We start from the raw sequence: 16,948 nt of genomic DNA on the forward strand, positions 1-16,948 counted from the left end.
CGATCAGGACACCCCGAAGGATCTCAGCTCTCACGCCCGGGGGTGGGCCCGGTAGTACGCGGCCCGTTCGGCGTCATGCCGGCGTCTGGCTTTCGGGTTTTCCAAGTCTGGCGGAAGTCCGTGCTTTTCGAGGCGGCGTGATCGGTTTTGCGCCATGTAGGCGACGCTGTAGAAGAGTGCGAGAAACACCCCGAGCAGCACCATGGAACCGCGTAACCACACGGGACCGGGGAAGAGGAAGAAGGCCGCGAACACCGGGATGAACGGCACCATGCTGCGGACGAGGTGTCGCGGCACGGCCCAGTCACCGATCAGATCGTTCCGAACCCAGTCCTGCATCGAGTCGGGCAATCTGCGTCCGAACGCGTAGCCGAGCCATTGAAACGGCGTCGGCCGGCTCCGGGCGCCGCGGCTTCGATTGGTCACTTGTCCACTCCTCCGAGTGCGCCTGCCTTGACGGCCGCGGCGTTGATGCGGGTCAGCACGCTGTGCAGTTCCATCAGTTCGGACAGTTCCACTCCGAGTGCTTCGACTACGGCGGGTGGCACTTTTTCGGCTTGTGCGCGCAGCGCCTTGCCCGCGTCGGTCAATTCGACGACGAGCTGGCGTTCGTCGTCCGCGCTGCGGGTACGGGTGAGAAGCCCGGACGATTCGAGTCGCTTCAGCAGCGGCGACAGCGTGGGGGAGTCGAGTTGCAGGGCGTTGCCGATCTCCTTGACCGACATGGGGGAGGTACCCCACAGGGCCAGCATCACCAGGTACTGCGGATGAGTGAGTCCCAACGGTTCGAGGATCGGCCGATAGACGCCCAGGACTGCTCGATTGGCGACCGCCAGTGCGAAACACACCTGCCTGTCGAGTGCGAGGGGGTCTTCGGCAACGTTCGTGGTCACCAGCTCAGGGTAACCGATAGTTAGTGCACTAACCAATCGCCCACTAACTAAAGGTGAGGTAAAACACCGCAGCCCGGCCTGTGTAGGGCCGGGCTGCGGTTCGCTCTTCGCTCAGGGTGTGGCGAAGAACTGCTCCACCGCGGGCTGGGCGTTCGGATTTCCCACACCGACACCGATCACGGCTCCTGCAATCGTGCCGACGACGGCGCCGATGATGCATCCGGCGATGAAGTTGGGGAAGATCGAGACGCACCCGATTGCCATGCCCACATTGGAACCGATGGCCATGCCCTGCAGGCCCGCGTTGTTCCAACCGGTGTTGATCTCGCTGGTCATGTTGTCGAAGGCTGCCTGTTTGGCGTCATTTTCCGGAAAGAACTGTTCAGCCACCTGGCTACTGCCTTCGGCGGTCGGGGTCATCAAGGGCTGGCTCCAGTCGATTCCCTGCGTGCCGGGATCGGCGTAGGCCGTCCCGGCGCCGACTGTCATCGCAGCGACGACGAAAATGGACAATGCCAGAGTTCTGAGAAGTTTCATGAGAATTCCCACCATGTCGTAGGTCGAACACGGACTCCACCTGAGCACCGAACATTGTTGTGCGTGGACCATATTCGCTGGAAGTACCGAACGGCTACATGCATATGTGGGTGCGCGGTGATGCTCCCCGGTGAGTCGCCTACTCCATAGCCCTCCCGAATTCATCTCTCGGCGTGGAGGGGCGAAGGGGGCAGGGCACGCGCGTCGTGGCTATGAGGAGCGTGTCCAACCCTGTGCAATCCTGCAGTGTCATGGTGCTTCCCATGCCTAGTCGCTTGCTGAACATCTTCCCCCTTCGGGTATCCCACTTTTCGGCGTTTACGCAAAATTCGTTACATACGCCTCACCGGCACGAGGTGTCACACGGTCAGCCGGTAGAAACGCCAGAACCCGAAGTCTTCGATGGGAAGGATGTCCATCGAGCCGAAACCGGCAGCTTCGGCGTACTTTCGCAAGGTGTTCGGACGCATGACCGTTCCGGTGGCGGCACTCGGACTGGAACTCATTCCGTCCGGCAGGCACACGGTCAGGCTGAATCCGTACATCAACCGCTCGATGTCGCTTCCCGGTGCCGAGAACTCGTCGTCCACCGCCTCGTCCATGACGATCATGACTCCACCGGGTGCCAGAGCCTTGCGTATCGCCGTCAATACGGCGACAGGTGCAGGCATGTCGTGAATGCACTCGAAGGCGAATGCAGCGGTATAGGCGCCCTCCGGAATGCCCGCTGCATCCGACTCGGTGATTGTGATCCGGTCGGCAACATCCCCTTGATCGCGGACGTTGTGTTTCGCGAGTTCGACAGTGGCGCCGTCGATGTCGTAACCATCCAGCCGGGCATCGGGATAGGCGCGCGCCAGGGCGATCGTGGACCACGCGCCCCCACATCCGACATCGGCGATGGCGGCACCGGGGGTGCGCAGAAGTGCGTCGACCTCGGGTACCGATGCGAGCGCTCCCGGCAGAACCTGCTCGTACCACGGCCGATTCATATCCGCCTGCGATTCCCTTGCATCGACACCGTACTGTGCCCATCCCACACCGCCTCCCGTGCGATACGCCTCGATCAGCGCGGGCATCTGTGTGGTGGCGGCGACGAAAATCCGGGCCAGCGGCGCCAGGTAGGCCAGGCTTTTCTCATCGGTGAACACTTCGGCCGCACCGGGCTCCAACGTGAATCTCCGGGGGCTGCCGCCGTCTGCGGTGAGCAGCCCTGTCACCGCCTGTTGTTCGAGCCACTCCTGTGCGTACCGCGGATGGGTCGAGGTGCGTTCGGCCAGTTCGTCCGCTGTTGCGGGGCCCTGATGTGCGAGACTTCGATACCAGCCGAGTCGATCTCCCAGATGAATGGAGAGTATGTCGATTGCGCCGAGGGAGGCGTCGAAGACGCGTTGCGCCACTGCGTCGGCTCCGGGTGTGGGCATCGCTGACCTCCGGTGTGGGTGGTCCCCTCATGGTGACCTACCGCGGTAGCCGATGTCCCCGTTTCGGTTGCTCCCAGTGCACATTCGCGCCGGAGTCGGTCGAGCGTCCGGGAAGCTGGAAACCCCACGGCAACTCGAGGCGGTGGCGAGCGAGCAGGTCTGTGTCGGCGAGCAGGTCTTGGATCGGTCCGTCCGCCACTACCTGGCCTTCGTCGAGAATCACCGCGCGCGTGCACAACTGCGCAGCGTACGGAAGGTCATGGGTTACCAGCAGTTGGGTGGTGTCCACCCCGAGCAGGACTTCGGCCAGTTCACGCCGGGCAACCGGATCGAGGTTGCTCGACGGCTCGTCCAGTACCAGCACGTCCGGAGCGCACGCGAGGACGGTGGCCAGGGCGACCCGGCGCCGTTGCCCCACCGACAGATGAACGGGATTGCGATCGGCATGCGACATCATGTCGACGGCGGCCAACGCGATGCGCACCCGGTCGTCGAGTGCCGCACCGGTGACACCGAAATTTGCCGGGCCGAAGGCGACGTCCTGCGCGACGGAGGGCATGAAGAGCTGATCGTCAGGGTCCTGGAAGACGATGCCGACCCGCCGCCGCACCTCGCGCAGCGTGTTCCGGTCGGTGTTGCGCGACACCGGTACCCCACCGATGGTGACTCGACCGTCCGAGGCGGTCAGAATCCCGTTGAGGTGCAGCATCAGAGTGGTCTTGCCGGCACCGTTCGGGCCGAGAACCGCTACCCGTTCGCCCGGGCTCACGGTGAGGTCGATTCGGTCGAGTGCCTTCCTGCCATCCGGGTAGGAATACGACACACCCTCGAGGTGCACGGCGGCCGTCATCGGAGGGTCCAGGCCGCGAGGCAGATACCCGCCGAACAGACGGCGGGGACGAGGCCGGCCGACCACGCCGCGGCGGACGCCGGAGGAGCACCGACTGTGGGAACAGTCCCCGTGAACCCGCGCGACAGCATGGCCAGGTGTACGCGCTCGCCCCGCTCGTAGGAACGGACGAACAATCCGCCCACACCCTGCGCGGTGGCGCCGATCTGGCGAAGTGTCCGCGGATCTTCACCCCGGGACAAGCGTGCGGTGCGCATCCGGGCGACCTCCGAGGTGAGTAGATCGAGGTACCGCAGCATGAGGACCACGATCGTGGTGAACATGGCGGGCACGTGCAGATGGGCAAGTCCCACCGGCAGATCGCGGGCGGGGGTGGTGGCGGCGAGCGTGAGTGACACCAGCACCCCGAGAGTGCCTTTCACCAGGATCCCCCACGCGGCGTGCAGTCCGGCCACCGACAGCGACAATCCGAGGACCGTCGTCTGCTCGCCGCCCTCCGCGAAGGGCAACAACAGGGCCAATGTGACGAAGGGCAGTTCGATCAGCATGCGCGGGGCGAGCCAGGTCAGGGCGATTCCGGCGATGTGCCATACCACCGCCAGGACTGCGAGGTACACGGCGAAGGCCCAGAACGCCTCGCGGGGCGTGGCCACCACCGCGAACACCGTCACCACCGCACACACGATCTTCACCTCGACGGGGAGACGGTGAACTGCGGATGTGCCGTGGAGATAAAGCGGCTGCGCGTGACCGGAACTCATGATCAGGGCCCGGCTCGGTGACGCCGTCCGCGGGCGAGGAGCCGAAAAGCGGTGGCTGCGACGACGAAGGTCGCGGCCGCACCGATGATTCCGGCCACCCCGGTGAAACCCGATCGTCCGCTCACCGTGTAGTCGGCGAGCGGGGAGGCCGACAAGTGGTGGTCCTCGGCGTTCTTCGCAATGCAGTCCCCGACCAGTGCCGCGCCGGTGTCGGTCTCGACGGTGTCGCATCCGCGTGTCGTGGCAGCGTCGAGGCCGTCCGGACTCGAGCTCGCCAGAGAGGACAGCACCCCGGCAATGAGCAGTACCGCCAGCGCGAAACCGAGAAGGAAGCGGCGGAACGACCGTGTCGACACGCTCATGCGCCCACCGCCACGTGGCGCGGCGCGGTCCGGAGCAGGTACACGAGGTCGGGTCGGGCCCGGGCAACCGCCGTGACCGTGACGGCGGTGATAATTCCTTCGCCGATTCCGATCAGGATGTGGGCGCCGAGAACGTAGGCCGCCACCGAGCCGAGCGCAGTGGCGCCGTCGGCAGCGGGCTGACCGCCGATGGCGTACTCGAGGACGAAGCCCATCGACGCCGCGACGGTTCCGCCCAGCGCAGCGGTGAACGCGAGAGCGCCGAGCACGCGGAGACGAAGATCCTCGGGGCGCGCGAGTCGGCGCAGGACTAGCGCGACGACGTAGCCGACCGTCACCCCGATGATCGCCATGTTCGTGATGTTCGCACCCAAGGCTGTCAGCCCGCCGTCCGCGAAGAGCAGCGCCTGCACGATCAGGACGATCGCGATGCACAGCGCACCCGTGTAGGGCCCCACGAGAATGGCTGCGAGTGCACCACCGAGGAGATGTCCGCTGACACCGGGAAGGACGGGAAAGTTCACCATCTGCACCGCGAAGATGAAGGCGGCTACGAGACCGGCCATGGGGGCGGTGCGATCGTCGAGTTCGGAGCGGGCCCGCCACGCGGCGACCGCGAGCCCCACCGCCGCGACGGCGAGGAAGAGGACCGACGTCGGGGCATTGATCAGCCCGTCGCTCATGTGCATGGCTACGGACTCCATGTCACCCTCCTCAGCCGGCAGCTGTCCTGTCTCTGCAGTCTAGATTCTCGTGTGAACACTTGAACAGCTGTTCATGGGTCCCGCGACAGCTGTGTTCTGCCACCACCGAACTCTCAGTGCCAGCTGTGGTCCACGACGGGGGTTCGCGGTCCGAACTTGGGTTTGATCGCGTTGCCACTGACCAGCAGTAACCGCACGGCGCGATAACGATGCGGGCGAACCGGTTCCAGGTACGTCACCATCTCGGCGTCGTCGAGGGGCTTGCCGAGTAACGACCACCCGACCATCGACGCCAGGTGGTAGTCGCCGACGGACAGCGCATCCGCATCACCGAGCGCACGTTGCGACACCTCGGCCGCGGTCCAGATGCCGACCCCTGGGACGGACATCAAGCGGCGGGTCGCTTCCTCGGGGGACAGGTCGACGATCTTCTCCAGGCGGTCCGCGACCTGGGCGCAACGCACGATGGTGCGGGCACGGCCGGGGTCCACGTTCGCGCGGTGGAACTCCCACGACGGGACTCGCCGCCACACGTGCGCGGTGGGAGGCACCCGCATTCCGTCGGGCGCCGGGCCGGGGGCGGGTGTGCCGAATTTCCACACCAGACGCCGCCACGACGCGAACGCGGCGATGCCGTGGACCCGCTGCTCGAGGATGGCCGGGACAAGGGCTTCCATCACCCGGTCGGTGCGCCCCAGACGCAGGTGCGGGAAGCGGCGGTGGGCCTCGGCGAGGATCGGGTGCTCCGGCGCGAAGTCTTCGCACTCGTCCTGCTCGCCGACGAGACGGTTCAGCCCATCCGCCAACTCGCGGGCACCCTCGCCCCAGGCCTGACAGTGGACGGTGTGCCGGTCGCTTTGCGTGAGGCGATAGGTGACCGGACCGGACGGTTGCACCGACGTCCGCCAGATGGAGCCGTCGACCGCACGCCGGTGACAGGGGTCGCCCTTACCGCGCTGAAGGGGGTGCAACGTCATCGCGACGTCCAGTGGACGCCGCGCGGTCACGGTGGTCTCGACCACCTCCAGCGAAGCCGTCATCGCAAGCAGCGTATCCGCCCTCCGGCGACATGTCGGCCACCGCTACCGGCGGTTGTCGGGGCGCGCACGTAAAGTCCCAGCCATGATCATCGTGAGTACCGACGGATCCTGTCTGCGTAACCCCGGTGGGGCGATCGGCTGGGCATGGGTCAATCACGAAGGTCCCAGCCGATCCGGTGGTGAACCCTCGGGAACCAACCAGATCGCCGAGCTGCGGGCGCTGCTCGAGGCGATCACCGCGCATCCCGGACCCGATCCGCTCCTGATCGAGTCGGATTCCCAGTACGCCATCAAGTGCGCATCGGAATGGCTGCCCGGTTGGAAGCGGAAGGGCTGGAAGACGGCGGCCGGTGCCCCCGTGAAGAATCTTCCTTTGGTCCAGGCCATCGACCAGGCCATCATCGAGCGTTCCGGACCCGTGCGGTTCCGTTGGGTACGCGGTCACGTCGGCAACCACTACAACGAGATGGCCGACGTACTCGCCGGTGAGGCGGCACGGGCCGTCGCATCCGGTGAGCCGGTAGCTGCGCCCCCTCCGGCTCCCGCTACACCCGTGGTCGCGGCCCCTGCGGAGGCCGAAGAAGCGTTCACCCTGTTCTGATCCTGTCGGTTCACCCGGTACCGGGAGAAGTCTGTATCGAGGAGAAGTCGTGACCGAGGATCTGCGGGTGCGGGAGTTCTGGCGGGCGCTGGGGTTGCCCGGCATCGTCGACGTCCACACCCACTTCATGCCCGCCAACGTGATGGAGAAGGTCTGGCGGTACTTCGACGCGGTGGGCCCCCTCACCGGGCGAGCGTGGCCGATCCGCTACCGGCACGAGGAGGACGTGCGCGTCGAGCAACTTCGTGCGTTCGGGGTTCGACGGTTCACGTCCATGATCTATCCGCACAAGCCGGAGATGGCCGCGTGGCTGAATCAGTGGGCGGCCGACTTCGCCCACCACACGCCCGACTGCCTCCGGACGGCGACGTTCTATCCGGAAGAATCCGCGGCCGCGTACGTGCCCGAGGCAATCGAGTCGGGCACCCGGGTGTTCAAATCCCACATTCAGGTGGGCGACTATTCACCGGGCGACCCGTTGCTCGACCCGGTGTGGGCAGCGTTGCAGGACGCGGGTGTGCCGGTGGTCATCCATTGCGGATCCGGTCCCGCGCCGGGCAAGTACACCGGCCCCGAGCCGATCGGCGAATTGCTGGCGCGGTACCCCCGACTCCGCCTGATCATCGCCCACATGGGCTTGCCCGAGTATCGGGAGTTCCTCGAGCTCGCGGGACGCTATTCCGGTGTGTACCTCGACACCACGATGGCGTTCACCGATTACACCGAGGAGGCGACCCCGTTTCCGCGTGACGCTGTACACCGGCTGTCCGACCTGCAGGAACGCATCCTGTTCGGAAGCGACTATCCCAACATCCCGTATCCGTACCTGGACGCACTCGAGGGTCTGACCCGGTTCGATCTCGGTGAGGACTGGCTTCGCTCGGTGTGTCACGACAACGCTGCGGCGCTGTTCGCGCTCGCCTGATCCGCCGGCGGGGAGTTGGTGAGCTCGCGCCGGCGGATCGGAGACCCCTGAGGAGGCTGAAGGATTACGACCCACAGCACGCGGTCGGGGCGTCCTGCTCGAGGGCGGGCGCATTGCCGAACGTGTCGCTGTCGGCGAGCACCGTATACACCTCCCATTTCTCGCCGGCGGGCCCGGTGACCCACACCTTGTCCTGGCTGGCGAAGCAACAGGTGGTCCCGAGTTCTTCCTCGGTGAACAGCCCTTCCTCGGTCAGCCTGGCGATTTCCGAGTGCACGGCATCACTCGATTCCACCTCGACGCCAAGGTGATTGATGGTGCCGCCCGCACCGGGGTTTTCGAACAACACGAGCTTGAGTGGGGGCTCGGTGATGGCGAAATTGGCGTACCCCTCCTTTAGTTTCGCGGGCGCTGTGCCGAAGAGCTTGGAGTAGAACGAGACGGCCTGACCGAGGTCGTCGACGTTGAGGGCGAGCTGTACGCGGGACATGAGATCCTCCACCTTTTCGATGTATATCGAATTACTTCTCCACTATGCGCCACCTTTTTGACGTATGTCAAGAAGGTGGGCACAATGGATTCATGCCCAAGGCCTTGCCCCTGATCGATGCGACGTCACCACTCTGCTGCGCCCCGGTCGCGTCGGGGCCCATCTCGGACGATGGGGCGCTCGAGGTGGCTGTGCGGCTCAAGGCTCTTGCCGATCCGGTGCGCATCAAGCTGATGTCGATCCTGTTGTCCGCCAGCGAGGGTGAGGTCTGTACGTGCGACCTCGCCGACGGTGTCGGTGTATCCGAATCGACCGTCAGTCATCACCTGGGGCAACTGAAGAAGGCAGGCATGGTGGTCCCCACCCGGCGCGGAATGAACGTCTATTACCGTCCACAACGCGACGCGCTCGAGGCGCTGCGCTTCGTGCTGGATCCGAACTGCTGCTCGTAGCGCGGTCACGTTCCTTTCGCGGGCTCGCTGTCGCGCCACCAGCAGAACACGAACAGTGCGAGTGACGCGACCAGCGTGGACACCACCCAGACCGTGAGCGCAATGTCGACCCACGACCCGATCGGCGGGCTGCCCGGCAGGATCCCGCGCAGGGGTACGACGGCGAACAGCATTGCAGCCATCCAGCCGAGCATGTCGGTGTCGACTGCCCGCTTGCGCCGGAACGTCTGCAATGCGACGAAGGCGGCGAGAACGGCGAGGGTCGTCATCATCAGGAGGAGAATTCCGGCGTAGATGAGGTTTCCGCCTGTGCGCGCCAACCGCACGTCGACGCCGATGCCGTTCCGGGAGATGTCGGTGTCGACCGCGACCGGTTCGGCCTTCGCCTTCCATCCGTCGACCCGCCCGTCCAGGAGAACACCCGTGGGTACCAATTCGCGTTGGGCGCCGAGGCCCTCGTAGGCCTCGACCACCATCGGATTCACCTCGAACCGGTCGAAGGGCCACGTGGCGGCGTTGCCGTTCGCGATGAACTCGGTGTCGAACGTGGTGGGCGCGGTGCCTTCGCGGAAAACGATCTGCTCGTGGCTGGTGCTGGGGACGAGCAGGAGAGTGATATCTCGGTTGAGGGTGTCGCCGTTGGCATGGAGGTAATCCTGACCGGCGGCGATCGTCACCTCTGCCTGCATCCGGTCGACCGTCGGCTGCAGCGACTTCGCGGTGACGAGCACCATGATCACGTCGTCGTCGATGGTGAATGGCGCGTCGTCCTCGATCGCGTTGCTGCTCAACCCGTAGACGGTGAGGGACGCGGCGTAGACGAGCGCGAGGAGAAGCGCCGCCGCGACCCATTGGAGCCGGTGACGCAGGAGGAGTGGTGACTCGGCTGCCACCGTCGCAACATACCGCCGTTGGGGTGGGCGGGTTCGTCGATCGGTGGTCTCGATCGATGCGGAAGCAGGCTCGGTCGTCACGCGCGGGTACCTGCGACATATCGTGGACGGCACCACTGGCTAGGGAGGAGCCGCAATGGAATCGCGACTGCAGAACTCACAGATGCTTCTCGCAGTCCTCGAGCAGGCCCCGACGCTGGTAGTGCTGTCGGAATTCGTCTCCGGCCGGATCGTCTTCCTCAATCCGGCGGGCGCCCGCCTCATGGGCTTCACCACCGCCGCCGACGCCTACTCGAGGACGACGGCGGAGTTCTTCACCGATGTCGGTCTCGTGCAGGCGCCCGAAGTGGAGTCGGCACTCGTGGAACGGGGGGAGTGGTCCGGGCTCACTGAGCTCCGCCACTTCGTGACCGGGGAGCCGATCCCCATGCTGATCTCGACGTTCGTGGTGGAATCCGACAACTCCGGTCCGGCGGTGATTGCCTCGATTGCGCACGATCGCCGCAGTGCGCAGATCGAAGAACGCCGGCTGCACAGCGCGCTCGAAGCGGCCGCGTACCGGGCCCGCGAGCAACAGGCGATCGCCGAGCTGAGCCAACTCGCCGTCGACGGTAACCTCGACGAACTTCTCGACGCGGCGACCAGGGCAGCTACGGCGCTGATGGGTGTGCGCTGTACCTCCATTGCCCGGATCTCTGGCGGAGGGGAAGAACTGACCGTTCTCGCGTACCGGGGTCCGGCGCCGGGACCGGCGAGCTTTGCACCCGGTACGGGCTCACAGCCTGGATATGCGGCCGCGGCCGAATCGGTGGTGGTGTGCCGCGACAGAACCCAGGAGACCCGCTTCTCCACCACAGCGATGACCAGGCGTGCACTACAGAGCGGGGTGTGTGTACCGATCGGTGCCGACCCCGTGTGGGGAGTTCTCACCGCGCACAGTCATCGCCCCCGCGACTACACCGACCGGGATCTGTCCTTTCTCCGCTCGGTGACGGGTGTGCTGTCGGCGGCGATCCGCCGTATCGAGGCGGAAGCGCAACTGCTGCATCAAAGTTTGCACGACCCCCTCACGGGATTGCCGAACCTGACGCTGGCTCGCAGACGCATCGATTCGGCGCTCGACGCGGCACGTCGCGAGAGTACGGTCATGGCTCTGCTGCTCATCGACCTCGACGACTTCAAAATCCAGAACGACAGCCTCGGCCATGCCGGTGGTGACGACGTACTCGTCGTCCTCGCCGAGCATCTGCGCTCGGCAGTGCGTCCGAACGACACTGTCGCGCGGATCGGGGGCGACGAATTCGTCGTCGTGTGCGAGCACCTGGCGGATGCCGACGAGGCAATTGCCGTCGCCAAGGGCATCACCGACAGCCTCACGATGCTGAACCAGGTTGCACACCTCCAGTTGCCGATCAGTGGCAGCGTCGGAATCGCCCTCTCGGATCCGGATTGCACGCGGGAAGAGTTGGTTCGCCGCGCGGACTCGGCGATGTATCGGGCGAAGGCAGGAGGTGCCGGCGGGTACGCCCTCTACTCAGCCGAACACCCAGTTCATCAGGATCACGTACAGTCCGGTCCCGACCACGATCGAGAGCACCGCATTCTTCCGCCACAGGTGCACCACAGCCGTTGCTGCCACGGCGAGCAGTTCGGGTAATCCGTGCGCCGGGACGTTGATCGACACGTTCTTCAGCGAGTAGACCACCAGGATCGACATGATTCCGGCCGGCATGAACACGCCGAGATATCCGACCAGCGCCGAGGAACGCAGTGGGTGGAGAACCGCGAACGGGACGGCGCGGAGGGCGAAGGTGACAATCGCCATGATGGCCACGGCGGCGAGTAGGTAACCCGACTCAGGCATCTGCGGCACCCTTCTGTGGAGTGAGGACGTATCGAAGGACGAGAAGACTCACGAATGCCCCCATTGCCAGCGGCAGCATGTGATCGACGTCGACCAGGCGCGCGACCACAGCGCAGGTGACGCCCAACAGGGGAACTGCGAGGCCACGCTGCGCTCGGACGGCCTCGATGGACAGTACGACGAACAACGCGGTCAGCGCGAATTCCATGCCGACGATATTGTCCGGGATCCATTGCGCGGCAACGGCACCGAGCCCGGCGCCGCCGATCCAATAGGCGTGGAGGTACAGCTGTGTGTACACGATCATCCGCCCGGACACCGTTTTGCGGTCGCTGGTGACCGCCATGGCGTAGGCCTCGTCGGTGAGCGCGAACATGCTGTAGAGGCGTGCCGGCCTGCCCTTGATCGTCTCGAGCGGAAAGCTGAGCGCGTAGAAGACGTGCCGAAAATTCACGAGCAGTGCTGTCAGTGCGATGTAGGGCAGTGGCGTCATCGCGGTCACCAGTCCCACGGCGACGAATTCGAGTGAACCGGCATAGATCAGTGACGTGAAGACCAGTGCCCACCACGGGCTCAGCCCTTGTTGCACGACGAGGACCCCGAGGGCGATACCGAGGGGAAACAGCCCGATTCCGACGGGGAGTGAGGCTCGGAGTGCGCCGCGTATTTCCGAGGAAGGCGGAGCCTCGGCGCCGGCAACGACGGCCGTCGAGTGGGGTGCTGATTCGGTCACTACGCAAAGGTATAGCGATCGTCGAGGTGAGCGATTGCGAACAAATGCTTATACAGTGGCTTGTGCGCAATAATTGATCAATGGACGCCATCGATCACGCAATCTTGTCGCATCTGCGCCGGGACTCGAGTCTGACCAACACCGAGCTGGCCGATCTCGTCGGCCTGACTCCGTCGCCGTGTCTGCGGCGCGTCAAGAAGCTCGAGGCGGACGGAATCATCACCGGCTACCGCGCGGTCGTCAGTCAAGAAGCGCTCGATCGTGGTTTCCAGGTGATCGTCACGGCCGAGATCGGGGTGAACGACCAGGCCACCATCGAGCAGTTCGAGTCGCGTGTGGCTGCGTTCGACGAGGTGATCGAATGTCGGCGTCTGTTCGGGATCCCCGACTACTTCATCCGCGTTGCCGTACGCGACCTTGCCACCTACGAGCGGTTCATGGTGACGAAACTCGGGGGACTTCCGGCGGTATCGCGGGTCACCTCGCTGATCACGATGAAGACGATCAAGAGCGTCGACTGATCAGTTCCCGTCACCAGGTCCGCCTAGGGTGATGGCACTGACCCGTCGAGAAGAGAAGGTGCACCATGGCCGTCGCTACCGCACAGCACGTGTCGCGTGAGGAGTTGCTCGACTTCGTCCGTCCCCGGCACCGGAGCGTGCTGATCACCCGCAAGAGGTCCGGGGGCCTGCAGATTTCCCCGGTCACGTCGGGACTCGACGCGGAGGGACGTATCGTCGTCTCCACCTACCCGCAGCGCGCCAAGGCCGCGAACGTGCGGCACGACCCCGCCGTGAGCGTGTGCGTACTGTCCGACGAGTTCAACGGTGCCTACGTGCAGATCGACGGCACGGCCGAGGTACTGGACATGCCCGATGCGCTCGAACCTCTGGTCGAGTACTTCCGCGGAATCTCCGGCGAGCATCCCGACTGGGACGAGTACCGCGACGCCATGCGGAAGCAGAACAAAACCCTCATCCGGATCACCATCGACGAGTGGGGACCCATCGCGACCGGTGGCTTCCCACCGGATACCGATCGCGGATAGGTCCCCGTCACCTACTCGACGGCACCCGCCGAGCGCAGGCGCTCGATGCCCGCCGCGTCGTAGCCGGCCTGCGCGAGGATCGCATCGGTGTCCTGCCCGGGCCGCGGCGCCGGCCGGGGAACGGGCGCCGGGGTGCGGCTGAAACGCGGTGCCGGTGCGGGCTGGCGGATGCCACCCACCTCGACGAACGTCTCCCGTTCCTTGTTGTGGGGGTGTTCGTGCGCTTCCCACGGCGAGAGGACGGGCGACACGCACGCGTCGGAATCGGCGAACAGTGCCGCCCATTCGTCCCGCGGTCGGGTCGCGAACACCTCGGCGAGGCGCTTCTTCAGTTCCGGCGCCGCATCGAGGTCGTACTGCAACGGCAGTTCCTCGCCGCTCAACCCCAGCACGTCGAGGAGTTCACCATAGAAGTGCGGTTCGACGCACCCGACCGCCACGTGCAGACCGTCGGCGCACTCGTAGGTGTCGTAGAACGCGGCTGCGCCGTCGAGGACGTTCCGCCCGCGGCCCTCCTGCCACAGCCCGGCGGCGTTCATGCCGTGGACGAACGCCGTCAGCAGCGCCGCCCCGTCGACCATCGACGCGTCCACCACCTGTCCGCGGCCCGACCGGGAACGCTCGTGCAGCGCGGCCAGGATCCCCATCGTCAACATCAGGCCGCCACCGCCGAAGTCGCCCAACAGGTTCAACGGCGGCACCGGCCGCTCGCCGGCGCGCCCGATGGGTTCGAGCGCGCCCGCGAGCGCGATGTAGTTGATGTCGTGCCCGGCTCGCGCCGCGAGGGGTCCCTCCTGACCCCAGCCGGTCATGCGCCCGTAGATCAGGCCGGGGTTGCGGGACAGGCAGTCGTCGGGGCCGATGCCCAGCCGTTCCGCGACGCCGGGACGGAAACCCTCGACGAGGATGTCGGCTGACTCGAGTAGTGCCAGAACGGCTTCCAGCCCCTCCGGGGTGCGCAGGTTCACGGCGATCGATCGTCGTCCGCGGTCGAGTACACCCGAGGGTGCCATCAGCCCGCTGCCGCCGTCACCGGCCCGTTCGACGCGGATCACGTCCGCGCCGAGGTCGGCGAGGATCATGCAGCCGAACGGGGCGGGCGCGAGGCTCGCGATCTCGACGACGGTCAGCCCGCTCAGCGGCCCGCCGGTCACGACACCCCCTGCGCGTCGCGAGGCAGTCCGAGCATGCGCTCCCCGATCACGTTGAGCTGCACCTCGGTCGTGCCACCGTAGATGGTGGTGGCCCGGCCGGCGATCAACTGCTCCATCGCCTTGTCGCTCGGCTCACCCGGAATGCTCACGGCACCGGCCGGTCCCAATTCGGCGACGACGAACTCGGCGATCGCCTGCCCGAGGCCCATGCCGAGTAACTTGCCGACGCTCGACGTGGTGCTCACGTCCGCCCCCGACAACTGCTTCAGCACAATCCGGGAGCCGATCAAATCGATGGCCTGGCTTTCGGCCACCAGTTCGCCGACGCGGTACCGTGCCAACGGTCCGAGGTTGCGCCCGCGGGCGAAGTGGAGCAGGTCCTTGTCGGTGGCGTAGGCCTCCATCTTCTGGCTGAGTGCCACCCGCTCGCCCGCGAGGGTCGTGCGGGCCACGTTCCAGCCGTCGTTCACGTTCCCGACCACGTTCTCGTCCGGGATGAACACGTCGTCGAGGAAGACTTCGTTGAACAGCGCCGACCCGGTCATCTCGCGCAGCGGCCGGACGGTGACCCCCGGTGTCGACATGTCGAGGACGAAGTAGGTGATGCCCTCGTGCTTCGGCTTCGACGGGTCGGTGCGGGCGATCAGCATGGCCCAGTCGGAGAACTGTGCCACGGTGGTCCAGATCTTCTGGCCGGTCACCTTCCAGCCGCCGTCGACCTTCTCCGCCTTCGTGGTCAGCGACGCGAGGTCGGAGCCGGCGCCCGGTTCGCTGAACAGTTGGCACCACACCAGATCTCCGCGCAGGGTGGGGACGGCGAGGTCCTGCTTCTGCGACTCGGTGCCGTGGGCGACGACGGCCTGCACGGCCCAGCCGCCCATCAGCAGCTGCGGCATCGGAATTCCGGCCGCCTTGATCTCCTGGGCGATGACGATCTGTTCGAGTGGGGATGCGCTGCGGCCGTACGGCTTCGGCAGGTGCGGCTGCACCCAGCCGCCGTCGCCGAGGGCAATCAACTGGTCGTCCTCGCCGAGGTCGACGAGCGGGGCGAGTTCCGCCCGTACCTGCGTCCGAATCGCCTCGGCCTCGTCCGGCAGTTCCAGTTCGGAGGAGCGGGCGGTGCCGGCGAGCGACTGTTCGGCGACGCGGGTAGCCCGCTCCTCGCGGGTACCGAGGAGCCCCCGGATGGCCAGTGCCCGCCGGTAATACAGGTGCGCGTCATGTTCCCAGGTGAATCCGATGCCGCCGTGGACCTGGATACAGTCTTGCGCGCACTGCACCGCGGCATCGGGAACGATGACGGCGGCGATGTCCGCGGCGAAATCTGCGGTGTCGTCGCCGTTGTCGAGGGCGGACGCGGCATCCCACAACACGGCGCGGGCCTTCTCCAGGGCGATGCCCATGTGGGCGCACTTGTGCTTGACGCCCTGGAACTGCCCGATGGGACGCCCGAATTGCACTCGGGTCTTCGCGTATTCGGCCGCAGTGGAGACACACCACGACATCACGCCGATCGCTTCGGCGCCCAGCACGACGGCGGCGATCGATCGGACGCGTCGTTCACTCAGTCCGTCGAGGATCCGATCGGCGCCGACGTGAACGACGTCTGCCGTGATTCTTGCCGAGCCTCGCAGTATGTCGATGCTGTCCTGCGCGGTGACGGTGACGTCTGCCGACTCGACGACGACCCAGCGGACGTCGTTGCCGACGGTGATCGGCAGGAGCAGGATGTCGGCGTGCTCGCCGCCGAGGACGGCGTCTGTGCTTCCCACGATCCGGTATCCGCCGTCGTGCACCTGCGCGTGGAGCGCGGTGCCCAAGGCGACCGCGGCGGTGCGTGATCCATCGAGAAGGGCGGGGATCAGCTCGATTCCGACCTTGGAATCCGCGGCCGCGACGAGGGCGGCGGACAGTGCGGTCGGAACGAACGGGCCGGGGGCCACCGTGCGGCCGAGCGCCTCCAGCGTGACGGCCAGGGTAAGCAGCCCGGCACCGTGGCCGCCCTTGTCCTCGGGGATATGCAGGCCCAACAGGTCCTGGCCGACGAGTGCGTCCCAGAACGGCGGGAACTTGTCCTCGCCTTTCGACTCGACCGCGGCACGCACCTGCTCGGACGTGATGGCGCGTTCGGCGAAGGCCCGAACGGAATCGGCGAGGGCGCGATGCTCCTCGGTGAGCCCGAGGCCCAGTTCATACGTATTCTTGGCCATGTCCGAA

The 16,948-nt window shown here is 66.0% G+C and carries 20 protein-coding genes and 1 pseudogene; 6 read left to right on the plus strand and 15 right to left on the minus strand.

The genetic code is table 11. The features are described 5' to 3' along the window. Positions 1 to 30 precede the first annotated feature (30 nt). The 9 genes from R4P95_RS29195 to R4P95_RS29235 form a co-directional block, all read right to left on the minus strand. Positions 31 to 426, minus strand: a complete 396-nt coding sequence (locus R4P95_RS29195; protein ID WP_159923894.1) for a DUF5313 family protein — start codon at positions 424 to 426, stop codon at positions 31 to 33. Further along, positions 423 to 893 carry a MarR family winged helix-turn-helix transcriptional regulator gene (locus R4P95_RS29200; RefSeq protein WP_213576271.1) on the minus strand — a complete coding sequence of 157 codons (471 nt, stop codon included), beginning with the start codon at positions 891 to 893 and terminating at the stop codon, positions 423 to 425. Before R4P95_RS29200 ends, R4P95_RS29195 begins: the two co-directional genes overlap by 4 nt. A gap of 111 nt (positions 894 to 1,004) precedes the next feature. Next, positions 1,005 to 1,430, minus strand: a complete 426-nt coding sequence (locus R4P95_RS29205; protein ID WP_317747347.1) for a hypothetical protein — start codon at positions 1,428 to 1,430, stop codon at positions 1,005 to 1,007. A gap of 359 nt (positions 1,431 to 1,789) precedes the next feature. Continuing rightward, the gene (locus tag R4P95_RS29210; RefSeq protein WP_213576273.1) at positions 1,790 to 2,854 is read right to left on the minus strand and encodes a class I SAM-dependent methyltransferase; all 1,065 of its coding nucleotides are present in this window, start codon (positions 2,852 to 2,854) and stop codon (positions 1,790 to 1,792) included. A gap of 37 nt (positions 2,855 to 2,891) precedes the next feature. After that, positions 2,892 to 3,704 (minus strand): ABC transporter ATP-binding protein, encoded by an 813-nt coding sequence (locus R4P95_RS29215; RefSeq protein ID WP_317747346.1) that lies wholly within the window; start codon positions 3,702 to 3,704, stop codon positions 2,892 to 2,894. Next, on the minus strand, positions 3,701 to 4,465 hold the full coding sequence (gene cbiQ, locus R4P95_RS29220) for a cobalt ECF transporter T component CbiQ (protein ID WP_317747345.1): 765 nt from the start codon (positions 4,463 to 4,465) through the stop codon (positions 3,701 to 3,703). Before cbiQ ends, R4P95_RS29215 begins: the two co-directional genes overlap by 4 nt. Positions 4,466 to 4,467: 2 nt before the next feature. Beyond that, positions 4,468 to 4,827 carry a PDGLE domain-containing protein gene (locus tag R4P95_RS29225; protein WP_317747344.1) on the minus strand — a complete coding sequence of 120 codons (360 nt, stop codon included), beginning with the start codon at positions 4,825 to 4,827 and terminating at the stop codon, positions 4,468 to 4,470. Next, positions 4,824 to 5,531, minus strand: coding sequence for an energy-coupling factor ABC transporter permease (locus tag R4P95_RS29230; RefSeq protein ID WP_317747343.1), 708 nt, complete (start codon positions 5,529 to 5,531; stop codon positions 4,824 to 4,826). Before R4P95_RS29230 ends, R4P95_RS29225 begins: the two co-directional genes overlap by 4 nt. Before the next feature lie 113 nt (positions 5,532 to 5,644). Further along, the gene (locus tag R4P95_RS29235; RefSeq protein WP_317747342.1) at positions 5,645 to 6,571 is read right to left on the minus strand and encodes a DNA-3-methyladenine glycosylase 2 family protein; all 927 of its coding nucleotides are present in this window, start codon (positions 6,569 to 6,571) and stop codon (positions 5,645 to 5,647) included. Positions 6,572 to 6,653: 82 nt separating this feature from the next. On the opposite strand from R4P95_RS29235, the gene R4P95_RS29240 reads away from it, so the two are divergent. Continuing rightward, a complete protein-coding gene (locus R4P95_RS29240) occupies positions 6,654 to 7,172 on the plus strand; it encodes a ribonuclease H (RefSeq protein WP_213576279.1) in 519 nt (172 codons plus the stop codon). Between the two features lie 49 nt (positions 7,173 to 7,221). Further along, the gene (locus R4P95_RS29245; RefSeq protein ID WP_317747341.1) at positions 7,222 to 8,097 is read left to right on the plus strand and encodes an amidohydrolase family protein; all 876 of its coding nucleotides are present in this window, start codon (positions 7,222 to 7,224) and stop codon (positions 8,095 to 8,097) included. Positions 8,098 to 8,161: 64 nt separating this feature from the next. Here R4P95_RS29245 and R4P95_RS29250 read toward each other — a convergent pair whose 3' ends face one another. Continuing rightward, entirely contained in the window at positions 8,162 to 8,587 is a 426-nt protein-coding gene (locus R4P95_RS29250; protein WP_213576281.1) for an ArsI/CadI family heavy metal resistance metalloenzyme, read from the minus strand. A gap of 92 nt (positions 8,588 to 8,679) precedes the next feature. Here R4P95_RS29250 and R4P95_RS29255 point away from each other — a divergent pair, with 92 nt between their 5' ends. After that, the gene (locus R4P95_RS29255; RefSeq protein ID WP_109333523.1) at positions 8,680 to 9,039 is read left to right on the plus strand and encodes an Rv2640c family ArsR-like transcriptional regulator; all 360 of its coding nucleotides are present in this window, start codon (positions 8,680 to 8,682) and stop codon (positions 9,037 to 9,039) included. 5 nt (positions 9,040 to 9,044) lie between these two features. On the opposite strand, the gene R4P95_RS29260 is transcribed toward R4P95_RS29255, so the two are convergent. Beyond that, positions 9,045 to 9,932: a DUF4436 family protein gene (locus R4P95_RS29260; RefSeq protein WP_213576282.1), complete on the minus strand. Its 888-nt coding sequence runs from the start codon at positions 9,930 to 9,932 to the stop codon at positions 9,045 to 9,047. Positions 9,933 to 10,068: 136 nt separating this feature from the next. On the opposite strand from R4P95_RS29260, the pseudogene R4P95_RS29265 reads away from it, so the two are divergent. Next, a pseudogene (locus tag R4P95_RS29265) lies at positions 10,069 to 11,466 on the plus strand (diguanylate cyclase domain-containing protein); the annotation flags it as partial. Here R4P95_RS29265 and R4P95_RS29270 read toward each other — a convergent pair. Then, positions 11,467 to 11,796, minus strand: a complete 330-nt coding sequence (locus R4P95_RS29270) for a branched-chain amino acid transporter permease (protein ID WP_249354348.1) — start codon at positions 11,794 to 11,796, stop codon at positions 11,467 to 11,469. Further along, positions 11,789 to 12,529 (minus strand): AzlC family ABC transporter permease, encoded by a 741-nt coding sequence (locus R4P95_RS29275; RefSeq protein ID WP_213576284.1) that lies wholly within the window; start codon positions 12,527 to 12,529, stop codon positions 11,789 to 11,791. Before R4P95_RS29275 ends, R4P95_RS29270 begins: the two co-directional genes overlap by 8 nt. Positions 12,530 to 12,609: 80 nt before the next feature. Here R4P95_RS29275 and R4P95_RS29280 point away from each other — a divergent pair, with 80 nt between their 5' ends. Together R4P95_RS29280 and R4P95_RS29285 are read left to right on the plus strand one after the other, a co-directional pair. Next, on the plus strand, positions 12,610 to 13,050 hold the full coding sequence (locus R4P95_RS29280) for an Lrp/AsnC family transcriptional regulator (protein ID WP_213576285.1): 441 nt from the start codon (positions 12,610 to 12,612) through the stop codon (positions 13,048 to 13,050). A 65-nt stretch (positions 13,051 to 13,115) separates the two neighbouring features. Further along, entirely contained in the window at positions 13,116 to 13,577 is a 462-nt protein-coding gene (locus tag R4P95_RS29285; protein WP_213576286.1) for a PPOX class F420-dependent oxidoreductase, read from the plus strand. Positions 13,578 to 13,588: 11 nt separating this feature from the next. On the opposite strand, the gene R4P95_RS29290 is transcribed toward R4P95_RS29285, so the two are convergent. Further along, entirely contained in the window at positions 13,589 to 14,731 is a 1,143-nt protein-coding gene (locus R4P95_RS29290) for a CaiB/BaiF CoA-transferase family protein (protein ID WP_317747340.1), read from the minus strand. Further along, on the minus strand, positions 14,728 to 16,941 hold the full coding sequence (locus tag R4P95_RS29295; RefSeq protein ID WP_317747339.1) for an acyl-CoA dehydrogenase: 2,214 nt from the start codon (positions 16,939 to 16,941) through the stop codon (positions 14,728 to 14,730). Before R4P95_RS29295 ends, R4P95_RS29290 begins: the two co-directional genes overlap by 4 nt. Positions 16,942 to 16,948 lie beyond the last annotated feature (7 nt).

The sequence above is a fragment of the Rhodococcus sp. IEGM 27 genome (assembly GCF_033142305.1).
GTDB lineage: Bacteria > Actinomycetota > Actinomycetes > Mycobacteriales > Mycobacteriaceae > Rhodococcus_F > Rhodococcus_F oxybenzonivorans.